The sequence below is a fragment of the Streptomyces sp. Xyl84 genome, from assembly GCF_059731885.1.
This window is the reverse complement of record NZ_AP029182.1, coordinates 1,586,744-1,605,199: the sequence shown is the minus strand read 5'-3', so window position 1 is coordinate 1,605,199 and position 18,456 is coordinate 1,586,744. Positions and strand designations below refer to the sequence as shown.

The 18,456-nt window shown below is 73.5% G+C and carries 19 protein-coding genes; 12 read left to right on the top strand and 7 right to left on the bottom strand.

What is annotated here, in order from left to right; all coding sequences use genetic code 11:
* Nucleotides 1-63 precede the first annotated feature (63 nt).
* Nucleotides 64-456, bottom strand: a complete 393-nt coding sequence (locus AC6I72_RS06905; RefSeq protein ID WP_497999981.1) for a hypothetical protein — start codon at nt 454-456, stop codon at nt 64-66.
* Nucleotides 457-712: 256 nt separating this feature from the next.
* Complete coding sequence (zapE, locus tag AC6I72_RS06900) at nt 713-1,825, bottom strand: cell division protein ZapE (RefSeq protein ID WP_497999980.1); 1,113 nt, start codon at nt 1,823-1,825, stop codon at nt 713-715.
* Nucleotides 1,826-1,862: 37 nt separating this feature from the next.
* On the opposite strand from zapE, the gene AC6I72_RS06895 reads away from it, so the two are divergent.
* From AC6I72_RS06895 to AC6I72_RS06860, 8 genes are all read left to right on the top strand, one after another.
* Nucleotides 1,863-2,690: a pyrimidine reductase family protein gene (locus AC6I72_RS06895; RefSeq protein WP_497999979.1), complete on the top strand. Its 828-nt coding sequence runs from the start codon at nt 1,863-1,865 to the stop codon at nt 2,688-2,690.
* A gap of 262 nt (nt 2,691-2,952) precedes the next feature.
* Nucleotides 2,953-3,426 carry an indole-3-glycerol phosphate synthase gene (locus tag AC6I72_RS06890; protein ID WP_366728864.1) on the top strand — a complete coding sequence of 158 codons (474 nt, stop codon included), beginning with the start codon at nt 2,953-2,955 and terminating at the stop codon, nt 3,424-3,426.
* Between the two features lie 73 nt (nt 3,427-3,499).
* On the top strand, nt 3,500-4,891 hold the full coding sequence (gene murC / locus AC6I72_RS06885) for a UDP-N-acetylmuramate--L-alanine ligase (protein ID WP_497999978.1): 1,392 nt from the start codon (nt 3,500-3,502) through the stop codon (nt 4,889-4,891).
* A gap of 19 nt (nt 4,892-4,910) precedes the next feature.
* Nucleotides 4,911-5,318 carry a peptide-methionine (R)-S-oxide reductase MsrB gene (msrB, locus tag AC6I72_RS06880; RefSeq protein ID WP_497999977.1) on the top strand — a complete coding sequence of 136 codons (408 nt, stop codon included), beginning with the start codon at nt 4,911-4,913 and terminating at the stop codon, nt 5,316-5,318.
* A gap of 153 nt (nt 5,319-5,471) precedes the next feature.
* Nucleotides 5,472-5,840 carry a DUF6479 family protein gene (locus AC6I72_RS06875; protein ID WP_497999976.1) on the top strand — a complete coding sequence of 123 codons (369 nt, stop codon included), beginning with the start codon at nt 5,472-5,474 and terminating at the stop codon, nt 5,838-5,840.
* A 512-nt stretch (nt 5,841-6,352) separates the two neighbouring features.
* On the top strand, nt 6,353-7,525 hold the full coding sequence (locus AC6I72_RS06870) for an ABC transporter ATP-binding protein (protein WP_497999975.1): 1,173 nt from the start codon (nt 6,353-6,355) through the stop codon (nt 7,523-7,525).
* Nucleotides 7,522-8,238 (top strand): ABC transporter permease, encoded by a 717-nt coding sequence (locus tag AC6I72_RS06865; protein ID WP_497999974.1) that lies wholly within the window; start codon nt 7,522-7,524, stop codon nt 8,236-8,238. Before AC6I72_RS06870 ends, AC6I72_RS06865 begins: the two co-directional genes overlap by 4 nt.
* Nucleotides 8,235-8,903, top strand: a complete 669-nt coding sequence (locus tag AC6I72_RS06860; RefSeq protein WP_497999973.1) for an ABC transporter permease — start codon at nt 8,235-8,237, stop codon at nt 8,901-8,903. The genes AC6I72_RS06865 and AC6I72_RS06860 overlap by 4 nt, the downstream gene beginning before the upstream one ends.
* 150 nt (nt 8,904-9,053) lie before the next feature.
* Here the strand turns inward: AC6I72_RS06860 and AC6I72_RS06855 are convergent, their stop codons facing one another.
* Genes AC6I72_RS06855 through AC6I72_RS06840 form a run of 4 tightly spaced genes read right to left on the bottom strand, consistent with a single transcriptional unit; the run spans nt 9,054 to nt 13,489 of the window.
* A complete protein-coding gene (locus AC6I72_RS06855; RefSeq protein ID WP_497999972.1) occupies nt 9,054-9,662 on the bottom strand; it encodes a GTP-binding protein in 609 nt (202 codons plus the stop codon).
* A complete protein-coding gene (locus AC6I72_RS06850) occupies nt 9,649-10,065 on the bottom strand; it encodes a DUF742 domain-containing protein (RefSeq protein WP_037858567.1) in 417 nt (138 codons plus the stop codon). Before AC6I72_RS06850 ends, AC6I72_RS06855 begins: the two co-directional genes overlap by 14 nt.
* A gap of 35 nt (nt 10,066-10,100) precedes the next feature.
* Entirely contained in the window at nt 10,101-10,577 is a 477-nt protein-coding gene (locus AC6I72_RS06845) for a roadblock/LC7 domain-containing protein (protein WP_497999971.1), read from the bottom strand.
* Nucleotides 10,574-13,489 (bottom strand): sensor histidine kinase, encoded by a 2,916-nt coding sequence (locus AC6I72_RS06840; RefSeq protein WP_497999970.1) that lies wholly within the window; start codon nt 13,487-13,489, stop codon nt 10,574-10,576. Before AC6I72_RS06840 ends, AC6I72_RS06845 begins: the two co-directional genes overlap by 4 nt.
* An 87-nt stretch (nt 13,490-13,576) precedes the next feature.
* On the opposite strand from AC6I72_RS06840, the gene AC6I72_RS06835 reads away from it, so the two are divergent.
* The 3 genes from AC6I72_RS06835 to AC6I72_RS06825 all read left to right on the top strand — a co-directional run bounded on the left by AC6I72_RS06835 (nt 13,577) and on the right by AC6I72_RS06825 (nt 16,597).
* Nucleotides 13,577-13,726: a hypothetical protein gene (locus tag AC6I72_RS06835; protein WP_497999969.1), complete on the top strand. Its 150-nt coding sequence runs from the start codon at nt 13,577-13,579 to the stop codon at nt 13,724-13,726.
* Nucleotides 13,727-13,827: 101 nt separating this feature from the next.
* Nucleotides 13,828-14,790, top strand: coding sequence for an ABC transporter substrate-binding protein (locus AC6I72_RS06830; protein WP_497999968.1), 963 nt, complete (start codon nt 13,828-13,830; stop codon nt 14,788-14,790).
* Nucleotides 14,791-14,800: 10 nt separating this feature from the next.
* Nucleotides 14,801-16,597 carry an aromatic amino acid lyase gene (locus AC6I72_RS06825; protein WP_497999967.1) on the top strand — a complete coding sequence of 599 codons (1,797 nt, stop codon included), beginning with the start codon at nt 14,801-14,803 and terminating at the stop codon, nt 16,595-16,597.
* A gap of 49 nt (nt 16,598-16,646) precedes the next feature.
* Here AC6I72_RS06825 and AC6I72_RS06820 read toward each other — a convergent pair whose 3' ends face one another.
* The gene (locus AC6I72_RS06820; RefSeq protein ID WP_037858579.1) at nt 16,647-17,102 is read right to left on the bottom strand and encodes a tellurite resistance TerB family protein; all 456 of its coding nucleotides are present in this window, start codon (nt 17,100-17,102) and stop codon (nt 16,647-16,649) included.
* Between the two features lie 332 nt (nt 17,103-17,434).
* Between AC6I72_RS06820 and AC6I72_RS06815 the strand changes: the two genes are divergently transcribed.
* On the top strand, nt 17,435-18,097 hold the full coding sequence (locus AC6I72_RS06815) for a ScbR family autoregulator-binding transcription factor (protein WP_497999966.1): 663 nt from the start codon (nt 17,435-17,437) through the stop codon (nt 18,095-18,097).
* The last annotated feature ends 359 nt before the right edge of the window (nt 18,098-18,456 follow it).

Here is an 18,456-nt window from a genome sequence, read left to right as displayed (position 1 = left end):
GCGGGCGCGTCGGGCTGACACGACAGAGGTGGGGGGTGTGCGCGAGGGAGACGGGTGCGCGGTTCAGCAGCGGAAGACCTGGAGCGCGGCCGGGGTGGTGCCGGTCAGGGGTCCGGGCGGGCGGGCGGACGGGACGCCGGGCACGGCCGCTTCGTGGGCGGCGACGGGCTGCTGTCCGCGGGCCGGGGCCGGCGGGGGGCCGGCGGCCCGGTGACAGGCGCGGGCGCGCACCGGACCGGCCGGGTGGTGGGCCGGGGCGCGCTCGCGCGGGGTGGAGCGCTCCTCCTCCTCCTGCTGCCACGCGCCGGGCGGGGTGCCGCCGGGCTGCGCGGCGGCCCCGGCGTGGCGCCCCGCCTGCGCGGATGGCAAGGGGGCTGCCGGTGCGGCGAGGAGGAGGGCGAGCAGGGCGGCGGTGAGGAGCGCGAGTGCGGCGCGGGCCGCCGGGCCTCGGAACATGCGCCTCCCTCCGCACCGCACGTAGCTCTAGAACACACCAAGGATTGGTCAATGGATGGTCAAGAAGCACGATAGCCCGGCATGGCCTTCCGCTGGGTTAACGCCGTGTTACGGCGCGTAAGGCGCCCGAAAAGTGCGGGGGTATTGGCGCGAACCGGACGCCGGTGTGCGGCGATGTCGCCCGCATGTTCGAGCTAATCGCCCACGTGTTCGGATAAAGGCCGCTTCTCGGCCGGTGCCGACGCCGGGCGCCGGGTCAGGCGGTCTCGACGAGGCTCTTGGCGTCGCGGGCGAGGGCGGTGAGCCGGGATATCGCGCGGAAGTACTTCTTGCGGTAGCCGCCGTTCAGCATCTCCTCGCTGAACAGCCGGTCGAACGGCAGTCCGGAGGCCAGCACCGGCACCTCACGGTCGTAGAGCCGGTCCGCGAGCACGACGAGCCGCAGCGCGGTCGACTGGTCGGGCACCGGCCGCACCCCGGTCAGGCACACGGCCCCCAGGCCGTCGGTCAGCGCACCGTAGCGGCTGGGGTGCACCCTGGCCAGGTGCTCCAGGAGCTGGGCGAAGTCGTCGAGCGAGGCGTTCTCGGTGGTCTGCGCCGCCTTCGTGACCTGCTCGTCGGAGAAGGGCGCGGGGGCCTCGGGCAGACCCCGGTGGCGGTAGTCCTCGCCGTCGATGCGCAGCGTACGGAAGTGCGCCGACAGGCCCTGGATCTCGCGCAGGAAGTCGGCGGCGGCGAACCGGCCCTCGCCGAGCTTGCCCGGCAGCGTGTTGGAGGTGGCGGCGAGCGCGACCCCCGCCTCGACCAGGCGGCCGAGCAGGGTGGACACGAGCACGGTGTCGCCGGGGTCGTCCAGCTCGAACTCGTCGATGCACAGCAGCCGGTGCCCGGAGAGCGTCTGGACCGTCTTCTGGAAGCCGAGGGCGCCCACCAGGTTGGTCAGCTCCACGAACGTGCCGAACGCCTTGAGCGCGGGCTCGGCCGGGGTGGCGTGCCACAGGGAGGCGAGCAGGTGCGTCTTGCCGACGCCGTAACCGCCGTCCAGGTAGACGCCGCGCGGTGCGGCCGGGGTCTTCGGCGTCTTCGTCCGGGCCCTGCCGAGGCCGAAGAGGCCGCGCCGGGCGGAACCGGCTGCGGGCGCGCCGCCGAGTCCGGCGGCGAAGTCCTCCAGGACGCGCACCGCCTCCGTCTGGCTCGGCTGCTTCGGGTCCGGGATGTACGTCGCGAAGCGCACCGAGTCGAACCGCGGCGGCGGCACCATCTCGGCGACCAGCCGGTCCGCCGGGACGTGCGGCTCGCGGGCGCACAGGGAGAGCGGGGTGGCACCGGTCACGGGGCTGAGCCGGGAGGCGGCTGTGGAGGACGACACGGTTCCCCATGGTAAGCCGCGTGGAACACTGCACGGCATGCGACGCCTGTTCCCTGTGACCGACGAAACAGCAGCCCAGACCTCGCGCGGGGCCGCCGGAGCCGGCGGTGAGCGCGTGAGCGCCGCCCTCGCGGACCGGGAGTGGACCCTCGCCGAGCTGGCCGAGGCCTACGCCTACCCCGAGCCCGCGGCCGGCGGCCGGGAGCCCTGGCTGCGGGCCAACATGGTCTCCACGCTCGACGGGGCGGCGCAGCACGAGGGCCGTTCGCAGCCCATCTCCGGCGCCGCCGACATGCGGATCTTCGGCACGCTGCGGGCGCTGGCCGACGTGGTGGTGGTCGGCGCCGAGACCGTACGGCAGGAGGGGTACCGCCCGGCCCGCGCGCGCGGGGAGTTCGCGGCCCTGCGGGCGGCGGCCGGGCAGGGGCCGGCCCCGGCGATCGCGGTCGTCACCGCCGGTCTGGAGCTGGACTTCTCCCTGCCGCTGTTCACCTCGCCCCTGGTGCCCACGCTGATCCTCACGGGTGCCGCCGCGGCGCCCGACCGGATCGCGGCGGCCGAGCGGGCGGGGGCGCGCGTGGTGACCGCGGGCGACGGCGTGGGCATCGACCCCCCGCGTGCGGTGCGGGCGCTGGCCGGACTGGGCCACACCCGTCTGCTGACCGAGGGCGGTCCGCGTCTGCTCGGGCAGATGGTGGCCTCCGGGGTCCTGGACGAGCTGTGCCTGACCGTCTCGCCGACGCTGACCGCGGGCGACGCCCAGCGCATCGCGGGCGGGCCCCCGGTCGCTGTCCCGCACCGATTCACCCTGGCCTCCCTGCTGGAGGAGGAGGGGTTCCTGTTCAGCCGCTACCAGCGGGCGTGACGGCCGGGCGCCGGCCCGCCCCGGGCGTGACGAGGAGGCGCCGCCCCCCTCACTCCCGCCCCCGGTGCTCCCCACCGGGACGGCCGGGAACGGCCCGGCGTCGCCCGAAAGCGGAATTGGTAATTCCGTTCAGGTGGTGGCAGCGGGAGGAATTCCGGCGATACCCGTGCGATCACAGGGCAGGATGGTTTCTGCGGGGGCTGTTTCCGGCCCACACGGAGGTAGCGAGAGGGCGCGGCCCTCACACGAGAAAGGGCGTCTGGTGTTCACAAGCGTACTGATGATCGAGAAGGCCCTGACGTCCGCCGACGTGGAGTTCGTCACGACTTTGCACGGGGAGGAGGCGGTCCGCTTCGAGGTGCTGCTCCAGCCGCGCGGGGACCAGGCGGACCGGCTGCTGCGGGCCATCGACGACATCGCCCTCGGCGAGATCGACGAGGCCGCGCGCGAGGGCGGGACACCCGAGGGCGAGGCCGCCAAGGGCGAGGGCGAACAGGCCCTGGACGTCTCCCTCAAGGCGCTGCGCGCGGCCGGTGCCGACGCCGAGGGCCGGCTCGTCGAGAACCACCCGCTGGACGCCCTCAGATCCCTGGTCGCCCAGGCCGGGGCGGACGAGGTGATCGTGCTGACCGACCCGCACTACGTGGAAGAGTTCTTCCACCGCGACTGGGCCTCGCGGGCCCGCCACAAGGTCGGCGTGCCGGTCCTGAAGCTGTTCTCGCACAGCAAGGCTTAGGCTGGGGCGGCGCCCGCGCCCGCGGTGCGCCGCACGCCCGTACCGACGCCGCACCACCTGGGGAGAACAGCGCATGGCACCCGGCCTTCCTACCGCCATGGACCGACCGCACTTCATCGGCATCGGCGGCGCCGGAATGTCGGGCATCGCCAAGATCCTCGCGCAGCGCGGCGCCCGGGTGGCCGGCAGCGACGCCAAGGAGTCGGCGACCGCCGAGGCGCTGCGAGCGCTGGGCGCCACCGTGCACATCGGGCACGCGGCGGACCACCTCGCCGCCGACGCGACCTGCGTCGTCGTCTCCTCGGCGATCCGCGCGGACAATCCGGAACTGGTCCGGGCGGCCGAGCTGGGCATCCCGGCCGTCCACCGCTCCGACGCCCTGGCCGCCCTGATGGACGGCCTGCGCCCGATCGCGGTGGCCGGCACCCACGGCAAGACCACCACCACCTCGATGCTGGCGGTCTGTCTGACCGAGCTGGGCCTGAAGCCGTCGTACGCCATCGGCGGCGACCTGGACGCCCCCGGCTCCAACGCGCTGCACGGCGAGGGCGACATCTTCGTCGCCGAGGCGGACGAGTCGGACCGCAGCTTCCACAAGTACGCGCCCGAGGTCGCCATCGTCCTCAACGTCGAACTCGACCACCACGCCAACTACGCCTCGATCGACGAGATCTACGAGTCCTTCGAGACCTTCGCCGGGAAGATCGTCCCCGGCGGCACGCTGGTGATCGCCGCCGACCACGAGGGCGCGCGCGAGCTGACCCGGCGCCTGGCCGGATCGGTGCGGACGGTGACGTACGGCGAGTCCGCCGACGCCGACGTGCGCATCCTGTCCGTGGTGCCGCAGGGCCTCAAGAGCGAGGTCACCGTCGTGCTGGACGGCACCGAGCTGACCTTCACGGTCTCCGTGCCCGGCCGCCACTACGCCCACAACGCCGTCGCCGCGCTCGCCGCCGGCGCCGCCCTCGGCGTCCCGGCCGCCGAACTGGCCCCCGCCCTGGCCGCCTACACCGGCGTCAAGCGGCGCCTCCAGCTCAAGGGCGAGGCCGCCGGCGTCCAGGTGATCGACTCCTACGCCCACCACCCCACCGAGATGACCGCCGACCTGGAGGCGATGCGCGCCGCCGCGGGCGACGCCCGGATCCTGGTCGTCTTCCAGCCGCACCTCTTCTCCCGCACCCAGGAACTGGGCAAGGAGATGGGCCAGTCGCTCGCCCTCGCCGACGCCTCCGTCGTCCTGGACATCTACCCGGCCCGCGAGGAACCGGTCCCGGGCGTCACCAGCGAACTGATCATCGCCTCCGCCCGGGCCGCCGGCGCCGACGTCACCGCGGTCCACGACAAGGCCGAGATCCCCGACGTGATCGCGGGAATGGCCAAGCCCGGTGATCTCGTTCTCACCATGGGCGCGGGCGACGTCACCGACCTCGGGCCGCGCATCCTGGACCGACTGCAGCAGAACTGAGCGAAGGGGCTGAGGGCTCATGGCGTACGACGTGGACAAGCCGGACGAGCAGTGGCGCGAGGAGCTGAACCCGGCCGAGTACGCCGTGCTGCGCCAGGCCGCGACGGAGCCCGCCTTCACCGGCGAGTACACCGACACCAAGACCAAGGGTGTCTACTCCTGCCGTGCCTGCGGCGCGGAGCTGTTCACCTCCGACACCAAGTTCGAGTCCCACTGCGGCTGGCCGTCCTTCTACGACCCGAAGGACACCGACGCGGTGGAACTCCTCCAGGACCGTTCGCACGGGATGGTGCGCACCGAGGTGCGCTGCGCCCGCTGCGGGTCGCACCTCGGGCACGTGTTCGAGGGTGAGGGGTACTCCACCCCGACCGACCAGCGGTACTGCATCAACAGCATCTCGCTGCGGCTGACGCCCGCCGAGGGCTGAGCCGGGGCCGGGGCGACAGGCGCCGCCCCGGCGGCGCTTTGCGGCGGCCTGCCGTGGTGGGACAATGGCCACGGTGGGACAATATGGGACATCGGTGGCGTCGTCGGCGCCGCCGGTTGTTTCGCCGCATCTCCGCAGAGGCGGGTGGAAGACATGGGCACAGCGTCCAACGTCGTACTGGCCGTGGCTCCGCACGTGTGGGCCACGCTCGGTGCCTTCATCGGCGGGCTCGTCATCGTGGTGGCGCTCGTCTGGGCCGTCAGCATGGGCATCGGAGTGATGCGCCGCGAGCCGAACCGGCCCGAGACGTCCGAACAGCCGCACCTGCCGGTCACCGGCGCCGTCGAGGAGATCAGCGAGAGGCGCGAGCCCGACGAGGTGCACTGCGGCGACGACGGGAAGCGGCTCCTGCCGCACGAGCTGCACGCGGCGAGCACCCGGCGCAGCCAGGACCAGCACCGCAGCCGCTGGGCTCCGGGCAGCAGCGGATCCTTCGGCAGCGGGGGACCCGGCCGCACCTGACCCGGCCTGCCGGCCGCGGCGTCCACGGCGCCGTGACCCGACACGCGCGCCGTGCAGAACGGCGCGCGTGACACGTCGGCCGACGGCGCGCATGCCGCACACGGCGCCGGGGGCGTGCGCGGGCCGGGCGCCGCGCGCCGTACCCGTGGCGCGGGCAGCCGCGCACCGTGCCGGTACGCGGCGTCGTGTGCGTGCACCGGATCGCGCGGGCGCGCCTCGTACTCGTACCCCGTGGCGCGGGCCTCCGCGTACCGCATCCCGGGCGGTTTCACGCCGTGCCGGGCGGGCGCGCCCGGACACCGACCCACTTCGCACCGCACCCGGTGTGACGGCCGAAGCCGCCGCGCCGGGTGCGGTGTCGTGTCCGGAGCGGCCGCCCCTCGACGGCCGTGCCCCGCACGGGTGCTGCAATCCTGCCGCAATCCCGGGCGTCTAGACTCTCTCCGCAACGGCCCGCGCGACCGTGGCCGAGAGCGGGCAGCTACTGCCAGACCCGAAGGGTATGCGGCGTTTTGATACGCATAGATTCAGTCACCAAGCGGTACCCGGACGGCACGGTGGCGGTCGACCGGCTCTCGCTGGAGATACCGGACCGCTCGATCACCGTTCTCGTCGGGCCGTCAGGCTGCGGCAAGACCACCACCCTGCGCATGATCAACCGCATGGTCGAGCCGAGCGAGGGCCGCATCCTCCTCGACGGCGCCGACGTCAAGGAACAACCCGTCAACACCCTGCGCCGGTCGATGGGTTACGTCATCCAGAACGCCGGGCTCTTCCAGCACCGCACCATCGTCGACAACATCGCCACCGTGCCCCGGCTGCTGGGCTGGGGCAAGCAGAAGTCCCGTGCGCGGGCCGTGGAGTTGATGGAGCGCGTCGGCCTCGACTCCGCGCTCGCCAAGCGCTACCCCTACCAGCTGTCGGGCGGCCAGCAGCAGCGCGTCGGCGTGGCGCGGGCGCTCGCCGCGGACCCGCCGGTGCTGCTGATGGACGAGCCGTTCTCCGCCGTGGACCCGGTGGTGCGCAAGGGCCTCCAGGAGGAACTGCTGCGCATCCAGGACGAGCTGGGCAAGACCATCGTCTTCGTCACCCACGACATCGACGAGGCCATCAGACTGGGCACCATGGTCGCGGTGCTGCGCACCGGCGGCCGGCTCGCCCAGTACGCCCCGCCCGCCGAGCTGCTGACCCACCCCGCCGACGCCTTCGTCGAGGACTTCCTCGGCACCGACCGCGGCATCCGCCGGCTGTCCTTCTTCGGCACCGCGGAACTGGAGCTGCTCACCTCGCCGATCGTCGCCGTGGACTCCACCGCCGAGCAGATCGCCGCCCGCGCGAGTGCCGACGTGCCCTACCTCCTCGTCACCGGCCCCGACGGCCGCCCGCTCGGCTGGGGCGAGCCCGGCGACCTGACGGGCGGCCGGATCGACCCGGTCCGGCTGCTGCCCCACGGGCGGCCCTTCGTGCGGGGCGGCGAATCCCTGCGCGCCGCCCTGGACTGCGCCGTGCTCTCGCCGACCGGCTGGGCGGTCGGCGTGGACGACACCGGCCGCGCGGTCGGCGTGGTCTCGCAGCAGACCATCGGCGCGGCCATCCGCGCCGCGCACGCCGGGGGCCGTACGGACGCGGAAGGGCGAACGGAGGCCGGCGAGCACGCCGGCGCGGACGCCAAGGCCGCCCGATGAACCGCTTCTTCGACCTCCCGAGCGACCTCCAGCACAGCTGGTTCGGCCTGATCGGACTGCACCTGCGCGAGGCGCTGCTGCCCGTCCTCGCGGGCCTCGTCGCCTCCCTGCCGATCGCCCAGCTGTGTGTGCGCTTCCGCTGGCTCTACCCGCCGGTGCTCGGCCTGACGACGGTGCTGTACGCCGTCCCGTCCCTGGCCTTCATCGTCTTCCTCATCGACTACACCGGCCAGACCGAGCTGACCGTCATGATCCCGCTGGCCGTCTACAGCCTGGTCGTGCTCGTCCCGGCCATCGTCGACGGCGTCCGCGCGGTGCCGCAGGAGACGCTGGCCGCCGCCACCGCCCTGGGACTGGGTCCCGTACGGCGTTACTTCCAGGTGCAGCTGCCGATCGCGGTGCCCGCCATCTTCGCCGGGCTGCGCGTGGCCACCGTGTCCAGCATCTCCCTGGTCAGCGTCGGCATGCTCATCGGCAACCAGGGCGCGCTCGGCAACCTGCTCAACGACGCGAACATCTACCACCGGCCCGAGCTGGCGGTGAACTCCGTGGTCACCACCGCCGTCCTGGCCATCCTCGTCGACGCCGTGCTGGTCGGCGTACGGTTCCTGCTGACCCCGTGGATGCCGCGCGGCACCGGCCGCCGCGGGCCCCGGACCGCCGAGGAGCGGCCGGAGCCGGCCGTGTCCGTACGGGAGGACCCCGCCCGGTGAACGTACTGCACTTCGTCAACGCCTTCTTCAGCGACAGCGCCCACTGGCACGGCTACGACGGCATCCCCACGCGTCTGGCCGAGCACCTGCGCTACTGCCTGATCGCGCTCGGCATCGCCGCCGCCATCGGGCTGCCGGTCGGCCTGGTCACCGGGCACTACGGGCGCGGCGGCAACGTCCTCGCGTTCCTGGCCACCGCCGGGCGGGCGCTGCCCAGTTTCGGCCTGCTGGTGCTGATGACCACGCTGGTCGGCTTCGGCCTGGTCCCCGTCATGGTCCCGCTGGTCGTCCTCGCCGTCCCGCCGATCCTGGTGACCACCTACGAGTCGATGCGCTCGGTCGACCCGTCGCCGGTGGACGCGGCACGGGGGATGGGCATGCAGGAGTCGCGGATCCTCTTCCGCGTCGAACTGCCGGTCGCGCTCCCGCTGATCCTCAGCGGCCTGCGCTCGGGCGCCATCCAGATCGTCTCCACGGCGACCATCGCCGCCTACGTCGGCATCGGCGGCCTCGGCCGCTACGTCATCGACGGTCTCTACCAGCGCAACTACGAGAAAGTGGTGGGCGGCGCCAGCCTGGTCGCGGCGCTGGCGCTCGCCACGCTCCTGCTGTTCTGGGCCGCGGCCCGGCTCACGGTGTCCCGGGGCGTGCGGCGCGGTACCTGACGGAGCCGACCGGGCGGGCCGCGCCACGAACCGCCCGGTCCCCTCGCGTCAGCGTGCCGGCCCGTCCGGCGGTCGCCTCGGGGCCAGGGGCAGTCGGCCGGCCGGTCGCCCCGGGGACAGGGGCCGGCCGTTCGCTCCGGTGTCAGGGGCTCACGCCTCGGTCCGCGCCAGCGCCAGCTCCAGGACGACCAGCAGCGCGTCGCGCACCGAGCCGCGTTCCCGTGCGTCGAAGACGACCACCGGGACGTGCTCGGAGACGTCGAGCGCCCAGCGGACCTCCTCCAGGGAGTGGTCCACCCGCCCGTCGAAGGCGTTGAGCGCCACCGCGAACGGGATCCGCCGGTGCTCGAAGTAGTCGACGGCCGCGTAGCAGTCGTCCAGGCGGCGGGTGTCGACGATGACGAGTCCGCCGACCGCGCCCTCCACGATGTCGTCCCACATGAAGCCGAACCGTTCCTGGCCGGGTGTGCCGAACAGGTACAGCTTCAGCGTCGGGTCGATGGTGATGCACCCGAAGTCCATGGCGACCGTGGTGGTCGTCTTGCGCGGGGTGTGGGTGAGGTCGTCGACGCCCGCGGCGACCTCGGTGATGGCCGCCTCGGTGGTCAGCGGCTCGATCTCGGAGATGGAGCCGACCGCGGTGGTCTTCCCCACGCCGAAGCCGCCCGCGATCACCATCTTGACCGGCAGCGGCGGCCGTACGGCGCTCTGGCCGGCCGCCGCGGCGGTGCCGCGGGCGAGTTGTTCAGTCGGTGTCACGGAGTACTCCCCGGGAGTCGGGGATGGCCCGCAGGCCATCGATAACCCTGCGCAGGACGGAGGCGTCGTGGATCACGCCGGAGTCGGGCACGTGCACCGTCAGCTGCCCCGCGGCGCGCAGGTCCTCGGTGAGGACCCGCACCACGTTGAGGTGCAGCCGCAGCCGGGCCGCGAGTTCCGCGACGGACAGCGGCAGGCGGCAGGCGGCGATGATGTCGTGCTGCTCGAAGGACAGGCCGCCCAGCGCCGCGAGACCGGCGGCGGTGGCCACCACCTGGGTCTCCACGGGCACCGGCCGGCCGGAGGCGGTGGGCGCCACCCGGCCGGCCGTGACCAGGAACGGCCGCACGGCGGGGGCGGGGCCCACCGGGTCTCCTCCCGGGGGCGGGGAGCCGTCCGCCATGGGTTCTTCTTCCTTCCTCGACCGGCGGTGACCGGTCAGCGCGCCGAGGCGGCGCCGACGTTGTTCTTCAGTTCGAGGACGAGCTGCGGGCTGAGCGCGGCACCGGCGCGGTTGGCGAACAGCGTCATCTCGTAGGCGATGTTGCCGAGCTTGGCCTCCTTGTCGGTGACCACGCCGAGCACCGCGCCGCTGCCGATCGCGGACACCAGGACGTGACCGCCCTCCAGGTCGATGATGACCTTGTTGAGCGCGCCGAGGCGGTAGTTGCCGGAGGCGCCGGCGGCCAGACTGGTGATGCCGGAGACGATGGCGGCCAGCCGCTCGGAGTCGGCGTGCTCGCGCAACTGCGAGACGGCGATGAGCAGTCCGTCGGAGGAGACGGCGATGGCGTCGACGACGCCGGCGGTCTCGGTCGCGAAGCGGTTCAGCAGCCAGGTGAAGTCGGCTGCGGCGGCCTGCAGGTCGGTCGGCGTGGTGCCTCCCGACGGAGTGTCACCTGTCGACGTGCTCACTGCTCGGCTCCTTCCGGGAGGTCGTTCTGGTGCTGCGAGTCGGGGGCGGTGGGGTGCGGGGCGGTCGGTTCCGCGGTGGTGGCCGGGGTGGTGCGGGCGTCCGCGCGGGGGTCGGTACGGCTGTGCGGGGCGGGGTCGGCGGGGCCGTTCGGGCCGGTGGCGGACTGGGGGTCCGCGGGCGCTCCGCCGGGGGCGTCGGCGGAGCGGGTGCCGGTGTCGCGGTGGGCGCGCTCCACGGCGGCCTCGAACTCCTCCAGCGCGGACCGCACGGCGTCGGCGTCGGCGGGCCGTGCGCTCTCGCGGGCGCTCGGGGAGGGGCCGCCGGCGGCGCGCAGGGTCGCGCCGCGCACACGCCGGCGCAGCGGACGGGAGGACGGCGCCTGGCCGGGCCCGGCCTGACCCGGCACCGTCCGGCCGGACGCCGCTTCCGCCGGGTCGGTCTCCTTGCGGGCCCGGGGGATGAACGGGGTCTGCGCCGCGGGCCGGCCGACGGCGGGTTGCGAGCCTGGGGCGGATGCCGATGCCGATGTCGTTGATGCCGACGCAGGGTGAGCGGTCCGGTCTCGGCGTTCGTCCGGTTCCGGTTCCGGGTCTGCGGCCTGTTCCCGGCGTGCGGCCGGTTCCGGGCGTGTGGTCCGTTCCGGGCGTTCGTCCGGTTCCTGTTCTGCCGTCTGTTCCCGGACTGCGGCTGTTCCCGGGGTCGTGGCCGGCTCCGGGGATCCGGCCGGTTCCCGCCCCGCGGCCGTCTCCGTGCCGGACCTGCCGGGGGACGTCTCGCGCCGGGGGAGGCGGCGGGGGAGTGCGCCGGGTTCGTCGCCGGTGTCCGAGGCGGGCTCCGGCGCCACGGCGGCCGACGGCCTCGGCCCGGTGGTCTCCCTGGCGTCGCCGGTCGCGGTGGCGCCAGGGGAACCGGCATCGGCGTCGCCGCCGGAGGCCACCGCATCCGGGGTCAGCAGCAGGGCGGAGGGGATCGTGACCTCGGCCGTGACACCGCCGCCCGCCGTGCGGGTGAGGGTGACCCCGACCTCCCAGCGGCGGGCCAGCGTGCCCACCACGAACAGGCCGAGCACCTTCGTCGGCACCACGTCGAGGCGTTCGCGGCGGACCAGCCGGGCGTTCTCCTCGGCGAGGCGTTCGGCGCTCATGCCGAGGCCGTGGTCGGTGACCGCGATCGAGGCGCCCTCCGTCCCCGAGCGCACCGTCACCTCGACGGGACTGCCCGCAGGGGAGAACGCCACCGCGTTCTCCAGGAGTTCGGCCACCATCAGCGTGAGGTCGCCGATGACGTCCGGCGCGACCATGACCTCGGTCCCGGCGTACAGCCGGACCCGCTGGTAGTCCTCGATCTGGCCGAGCGCGGCGCGCACCACGTTGGTCAGCGCGGTGGGGCCGGAGTCCAGGACGGCCTCGCGGATGCCGGCCAGCAGCATCAGGCTGTCGGCGTTGCGGCGCAGACGTACGGCGATGTGGTCGATGGAGTAGAGGCGTTCGAGCAGGGCAGGATCCGTCTCACCGCGCTCGACCGCGTCGATCAGCGCGAGCTGACGGGTGGTGAGGTTGCTGACCCTGCGGCCGACGTTGCCGAACATCTCGGCGACGTTGCGGCGGCTGAGCACCTGGCGCTCCAGCAGCGCCGCGGCAGTGGTCTGCACCTGGTTGAACGCCGCCGCCAGGTCGCCGATCTCGTCGCGCGCGGTGACGGGCACGTCCTTGAGGCGCGGCGGCCCGGCGTCGTCGGAGTCGTCGTCGGCGACCCGGGCGAGTTCCCGTCCGGTGGCGGCGGACACCTCCTGCGCGGCCCCGGTGAGCGCCTGCACCGGCCGGACCACCGAGCGGCGCACGGCCACCGAGAAACCGAGCCAGAGGAGGAAGCCGAACAGGGCGGCGGCCAGCAGCCCGGCGGCCCGCCACCACGCGTCGGTCGAGGCGTCGTCGGCCGAGCCGGCGATCTCGTCGATGAGCGAGGAGGCGATCTTCAGCCGGGCGGCGGCCTGTTCGGGATAGGAGGGGTAGTCGCCCAGCGCGTCCTGGAAGGCGCGCCGGATCTGGTCCGGGGTGTTCGCCTGCAGACTGCTCGGGTCGATCTGGAGTTCGGCGTACGCCTCGGCGATCCGGCGCTGCGCGGGGGTGTGCTCCATCTCCGCGAGCCGGTCGGCCTGCGCGGCGGTGGCGAACCGGGCGAAGCGGTCGGCCTGGTAGGCGTACAGCTCGTAGGAGCCGACCGCGCCGGTGAACTCGATGAGCGCGTTGGTGTCGCCGGTCGTCGCGGAGAACACACTGGTCTCGAAGGAGCTGTGCGCGGCGTCGGCGCGCAGCAGGGAGTCCAGCAGGTTGCCGGTGAAGGTGGCCGCCAGGGCCGCGTTCCGGTCGAGGCCGAGACCGTCGATCAGGTTCTTCGCGGCGCCCGTGTAGGCCGGGTCGATGTTGTCGGCGGGCAGGTAGCCCTCTTCCACGGTGTCGCGCAGGCTGCTCAGGCCTTCGATCTCCCGCAGCGCCTGCGCCTCGGTGCCGGGCAGCCGGCCGCCGAACGCGTGCCGCACCACGGCCACCTGGGCGTCGACCGCCGCCTGCGCCGTGCGGTAGGCGGCGGAGGAGGGCCGGGCGCCGATGCCCTGGGCCTCGTAGCGCACCGAGAGCAGGACGGCCTGCTGGTGCTCGGCCTCCACCCGGTCGACGAGCACCGCGACCTGGGTGCTGTCCCGTACCAGCCGGGCCGCGGCGGCCGCGTCCCTGGCCTGGCCGACCTGATCGGCGATGAGGTAGGCGAGCAGCAGGCCGACCACGGTGAGCGGGACGCCGACCAGGACGTTGAGTTTGCGCCGGAAGGGCCAGCGGTCGGCGAATCCCCCGGTGCCACCGGTCCGGGGCGGTGCGGCCTGCCGGGTGGGCGCGTCCACCTCGTTCGTGGACACCGGGCCTCCTTCGAAGGGTGTCTCCACCCAGGACGTACGTGACGACGACGAAGCGCGACGACACCGGTGCGGCCCGTGTACACCGCTGTGACCGACGTCAACCGCCGTGAAATCTACCGCTTCTTCGAAGCCGCGCCCGGCTCGTCCCATGTCAAGAATGCGTTACAAAGCAATCGCTTGCGCTTCACAAGTATCAGGGAAACGAAGCCGATCGGTGACCTGGCTGCTCTTGACTGATCGAGAAGCGGCTGGATTGGATCAGTAAAGTGCGGTGTTCCGCATGACGTACTCCTTTGTCCCCGCCCTGCCCCACGACTTCCCAACCCGGAACGAGAATCGTGACTTCTTACGCGAAGAGCACCAGGTCCAGCACGAGGCGCGCCGGCGCGGCCACCGTCGCCCTCGCCGCCACCGTCGCACTCCTCGCCGGGTGTTCGTCCTCCGGCGACAAGTCCGGCAGCGACCCGCTCGCGGGCGGCAAGGCGAGCGGTGACAGCGTGGTCGTCGGCTCCAACAACTTCGCCGAGAGCATCCTGCTGGCCGACATCTACGGCGAGGCCCTGAAGGCCAAGGGTGTCAAGGTCACCTACAAGCACAACATCGGCAGCCGCGAGACCACCTACGGCCTGCTCAAGAACGGCTCCGTGACCGTCCTGCCCGAGTACAACGGCGCGCTGCTGGCCTATCTGGACAAGAACGCCGCCCCGAAGACGGTCGCCGCCACGACGGCCGCGATCAACACCAAGCTCGACCCCAAGCTGACGCTGCTGGAGCCGTCGCCCGCGCAGAACAAGGACTCGGTCACGGTCAACGCCGCGACGGCGAAGAAGTACCAGCTGACCGACAAGTCCTCCGTCGCGGACCTCAAGGACGCCGCGAAGGACATCGTCATCGGCGGCTCGCCCGAGTTCCAGACGCGCCGGCAGGGCCTGCTCGGCCTGAAGTCGCTGTACGGGCTGGAGTTCAAGTCCTTCAAGGCGCTGGACGCGGGCGGCCCGCTGACCCAGGCGGCGCTGAAGAAGGACACCGTGCAGGCCGCGGACGTCTTCACCACCGACCCGGCCATCGCCAAGGAGAAGTTCGTCGTCCTGCAGGACCCGAAGAACCTCTTCGGGTTCGAGAACGTCCAGCCGCTCGTCTACAAGAGCGGACTCGACCAGAAGGGCGTCGAAGCGCTCAATGCGCTCTCCGCCAAGCTGGACACGGCCACCCTGCTGGACCTCGACACGCAGGTGCAGTCACAGAACAAGGACCCGCTGGACGTGGCCAAGGCCTGGCTGAAGTCGGCCGGTCTCGCCTGACGGTCCGGCGGTGGACAGCGCGACGCGGGCGCCCCGGGACGCGGAGGAGACCCGTGTCGCGCTGGACGGCCGCCACCTCCCGCTGGCCGGCGTGGTCCGCCTCGCCGACGCCGCGGCCGAACCCGTCGTACCGCGCGAGGCGCTGGCACGGGCCCACCGCTCCTGGCGGGCCGCCGGGCGCCTGGCCGCGGGCGGCAGGCTCTACGGCCGCGGCACCGGCGTCGGCGCGCACCGCTCGGTGCCGGTGGACAGCCGGGACGAGGCGGAGCACGGCCTGCGGCTGCTGCGCAGTCATGCGGGCGGGGCCGGCGCGGTGCTCCCGGCCCGGCAGATCCGGGCGATGCTGGCCGTCCGCGCCAACCAGCTCCTCGCCGGCGGCTCCGGCATCCAGCCCGCTTTCGTCACCGCCCTCACCGAGGCCCTGCGGCTCGGCGTGCACCCGGCGGTCAACGAGTACGGCGGCCTGGGCACCGGGGACCTGACGGCCCTCGCGCAGACGGGCCTGACCCTCATCGGCGAACGCCCCTGGCTGAACGGCACCCCGGCCGGCGCGGGCCGGTCCCGCGCGACCGCACCGCGGCAGGGCGTGCCCGGCCGCCTCGACCGGGGCGAGGGACCCGGCGGACACCTGAGGCCGGGCGCCCTCCTGGAGAACACCCCGGCCGACGGCGTTCCGCCCGCGCGCGGGTACCGCGCGGCGCAGACCTCGCCCGGTCCGGGCCGCGGCGCGGAGCCGGAGCACCGTCCGGGCCCCGCGGCGCGGATGCCACCGCCTCCGGGCCGTGCGGCGCGGGCGGAGCCGCATCCAGGCGGCGCGGCGCAGGAGGCGCCCCTCGCGGGGACCGGCACCGCCGTTCCCGAGCTGCCCGCCCCCGTCGTGCCGCAGCCCGGCGACGCGCTCGCACTGCTCAGCAGCAACGCGCTCACCCTCGGTCAGGCCGCGCTCGCCTGCCACGACCTCGACGTGCTGCTGCGGGCCACGCACGCCGTGGCCGCCCTGTCGCTCGCCGCCGTCTCCGGCTCCCTGGAGGCGTACGCCGGCCAGGTCCACGCGCTGCGCCCCTACCCGGGAGCCGCCCGCGCCGCCGCGGAGGTGCGGCGGCTGTCCGGGCCGCCCGGCCCGCCGCCCGGCACCGGTGACCACCGGATCCAGGACCCGTTCGGTTTCCGGGCCTTCCCGCAGGCCCACGGGCCCGCGCTTCAAGCGGCGGACGCGCTGCGGCACATCGTCGAGGTGGAGGTCAACTGCCCCTCGGAGAACCCGCTCATCAGCGCCGACGGCACGAGGGCCTACCACCACGGCGGCTTCTACGCGGCCCCGCTCGGCCTCGCCCTGGACGCCCTCGGCCTCGCCGTGCTGCAGACCGCCCAGCTGTCGGCCGCCCGCCTCGCCGCGCTGGGCCGCCCGGACCTCACCGGTCTGCCCGCCTTCCTGGCCGAGGGCCCGCCGGGCAGCTCCGGCACGATGATCCTGGAGTACACCGCGAACTCCGCCCTCGCCGAGCTGCGCGCCTGCGCCGCGCCCGCCTCGGCCGGCCATGCGGTGCTCTCCCACGGCCTGGAGGAGGCCGCCAGCTTCGCCTCCCAGGCGGCCCGGCAGGCCCTGCGCGCGGTGGACGCCTACGCGACCGTCCTGGCGTGCGAACTGGTGGTCGCCGTCAGGGCGTTGCGCCGGCGTGCGCGGCCGCCGCGCACCGCGGCCTTCGCCGTGGCCGCCGCCGCGCTGCCCGCCGGCACCGAGGACCGCCCGCTGACGGCGGACGTCACCACCGCGGCCGGGATCCTGCCGGTCCTGGCCGGATTGTGATCGCGCGGGCGGGCGGCTGCGGGCGGCACGGCGGTGCCGGCGGCGCTTCTCAGAGGTCGAACTCGTGCGGCGGCAGGTCCAGGGCGTAGCAGGCCTCACGGACCACGGCCCGCTCGGTCTTGTCGAAGTCGCCGTCCGCGCCGCCGATCACGATGCCGATCTGGACGACGGCCCGCGCCTCGGCGGGCTTCTTCTTCGCCTTGGCGATCTCCTGGAGCACGCTCACCTTGCCGAAGTCGAAGTCGGCGGTCAGCTTGTCCAGGTTCTCCTCGAAGCGGCGGCGCAGGTCGTCCGCGGGGAAGTTCTGCAGGACCTCGTTGCCGGCGATCAGCTGGGCGACGCGCCGGCGCTCCGAGGGGTCCACGGTGCCGTCGGCGGCGGCCACGAGCGCGCACATCGCCATGCTCGCGTCGCGGAAGGCGCCGCTCTTCAGGTCGTTCTTCTTCGCCACCAGCTGGGTCTGCATCTGCGTCGCGGAATCCTTGATGCGGTCCCACAGGGCCATGGTGCTCTCCAAATGTCGGATCGTTCAGTTCTACAGCACCGTAGAAACTAGCGGCGGCCCGGATAAGTTCCGCGCGGCGCCGACGAGTACGGGACTCCTTCGGCGGGGCGCCGGATCCACATTCGTACGACTCCGCTGGGCGGCGCAGAAGAAACCGTCCTGCTGGTTTTGAACATCCCTCTGTTTGTCGGTATTTGGTCATGATTAGGCTGATAGGACAGCGTGAACGAACCAACTCCTCTGTCTGGTGACGGGGTTGGCGGGTGGGCTATCGTGGAGCGAGCAGGAAACAAACAGCACGCCCCGTTCGTTAGAGCAGGAGTCTTCTGGCCATGGCGAGGCAGTTACGCGCCGAGCAGACACGCTCGACGATCATCACGGCGGCTGCCGACCTGTTCGACCGGCACGGCTACGAGCGCACCAGCCTGAGCGACATCGTCGAGCACGCCCGGGTCACCAAGGGCGCCCTGTACTTCCACTTCGCGGCCAAGGAGGACCTGGCCCACGCCATCATGGAGCTGCAGTCCCGGGCCGTGCGCCAGGTGACGGGCGAGGTGGAGGAGCGGGGCTGCCCGTCCCTGGAAGCGCTGATGCGCATCACCTTCGCGTTCACCCGGCTGTCCGTCGAAGGTCCGGTCGTCCGCGCGGGCTTCCGGCTCGCCACCGGCGGCGTCGACGTGCGGCCACCGCTGCGCCACCCCTTCACGGAGTGGCTGGAGATCGCCACGAACCGGCTCCTCGCCGCCGTGCGGGAGGCCGACGTCCACCCCGACGTCGACGTCCATGCCGCCGCGCGCTCCCTGGTCTCCTTCTTCGTCGGCACCCGGGTCGCGGGCCGGCCCCTGGAACCGGTGGCCCGGCTGCCGCGCAGGACGACCGAGATGTGGCACCTGCTGATCCGCGGCCTGGTGCCCGTCCCCCGGCGACCGCGCTACCTGGGCCTCGCCGCCCAGCTGGAGCGGGAGACCGCCCCCGCCGATCCGCTGACCCGCTGACCGGACCCCGGCTGCCGAGCCGCGCGAGAGCGCGGCCCGTGCGGTGCCGGCCGTGCCGGGCCGACGGGAGACGGCACGGCACGACGTGCGAGTACTGCGCGACCCTTCGGTGCAGGGACGCCGAAGCGCCGCCCGCGACCTCGACGGCCCCTGCCTCGCCCAGCCCGCCGGGGGAGAGCCGGATGACGGCTCCCGCACCCACGGTCAGGACGGCCGGCACGCCGGGCAGACGGGCGGCCCGGACCGTCTTCCCCGGTTCTCGTTCCATGAGACGCGACCGTAGGGACCGGAACAGCCGCAGACCCGGGCCGAGCGACCACACCGGACCCCTGACGTTCGTCACGGGGCGGCCGCCGCGA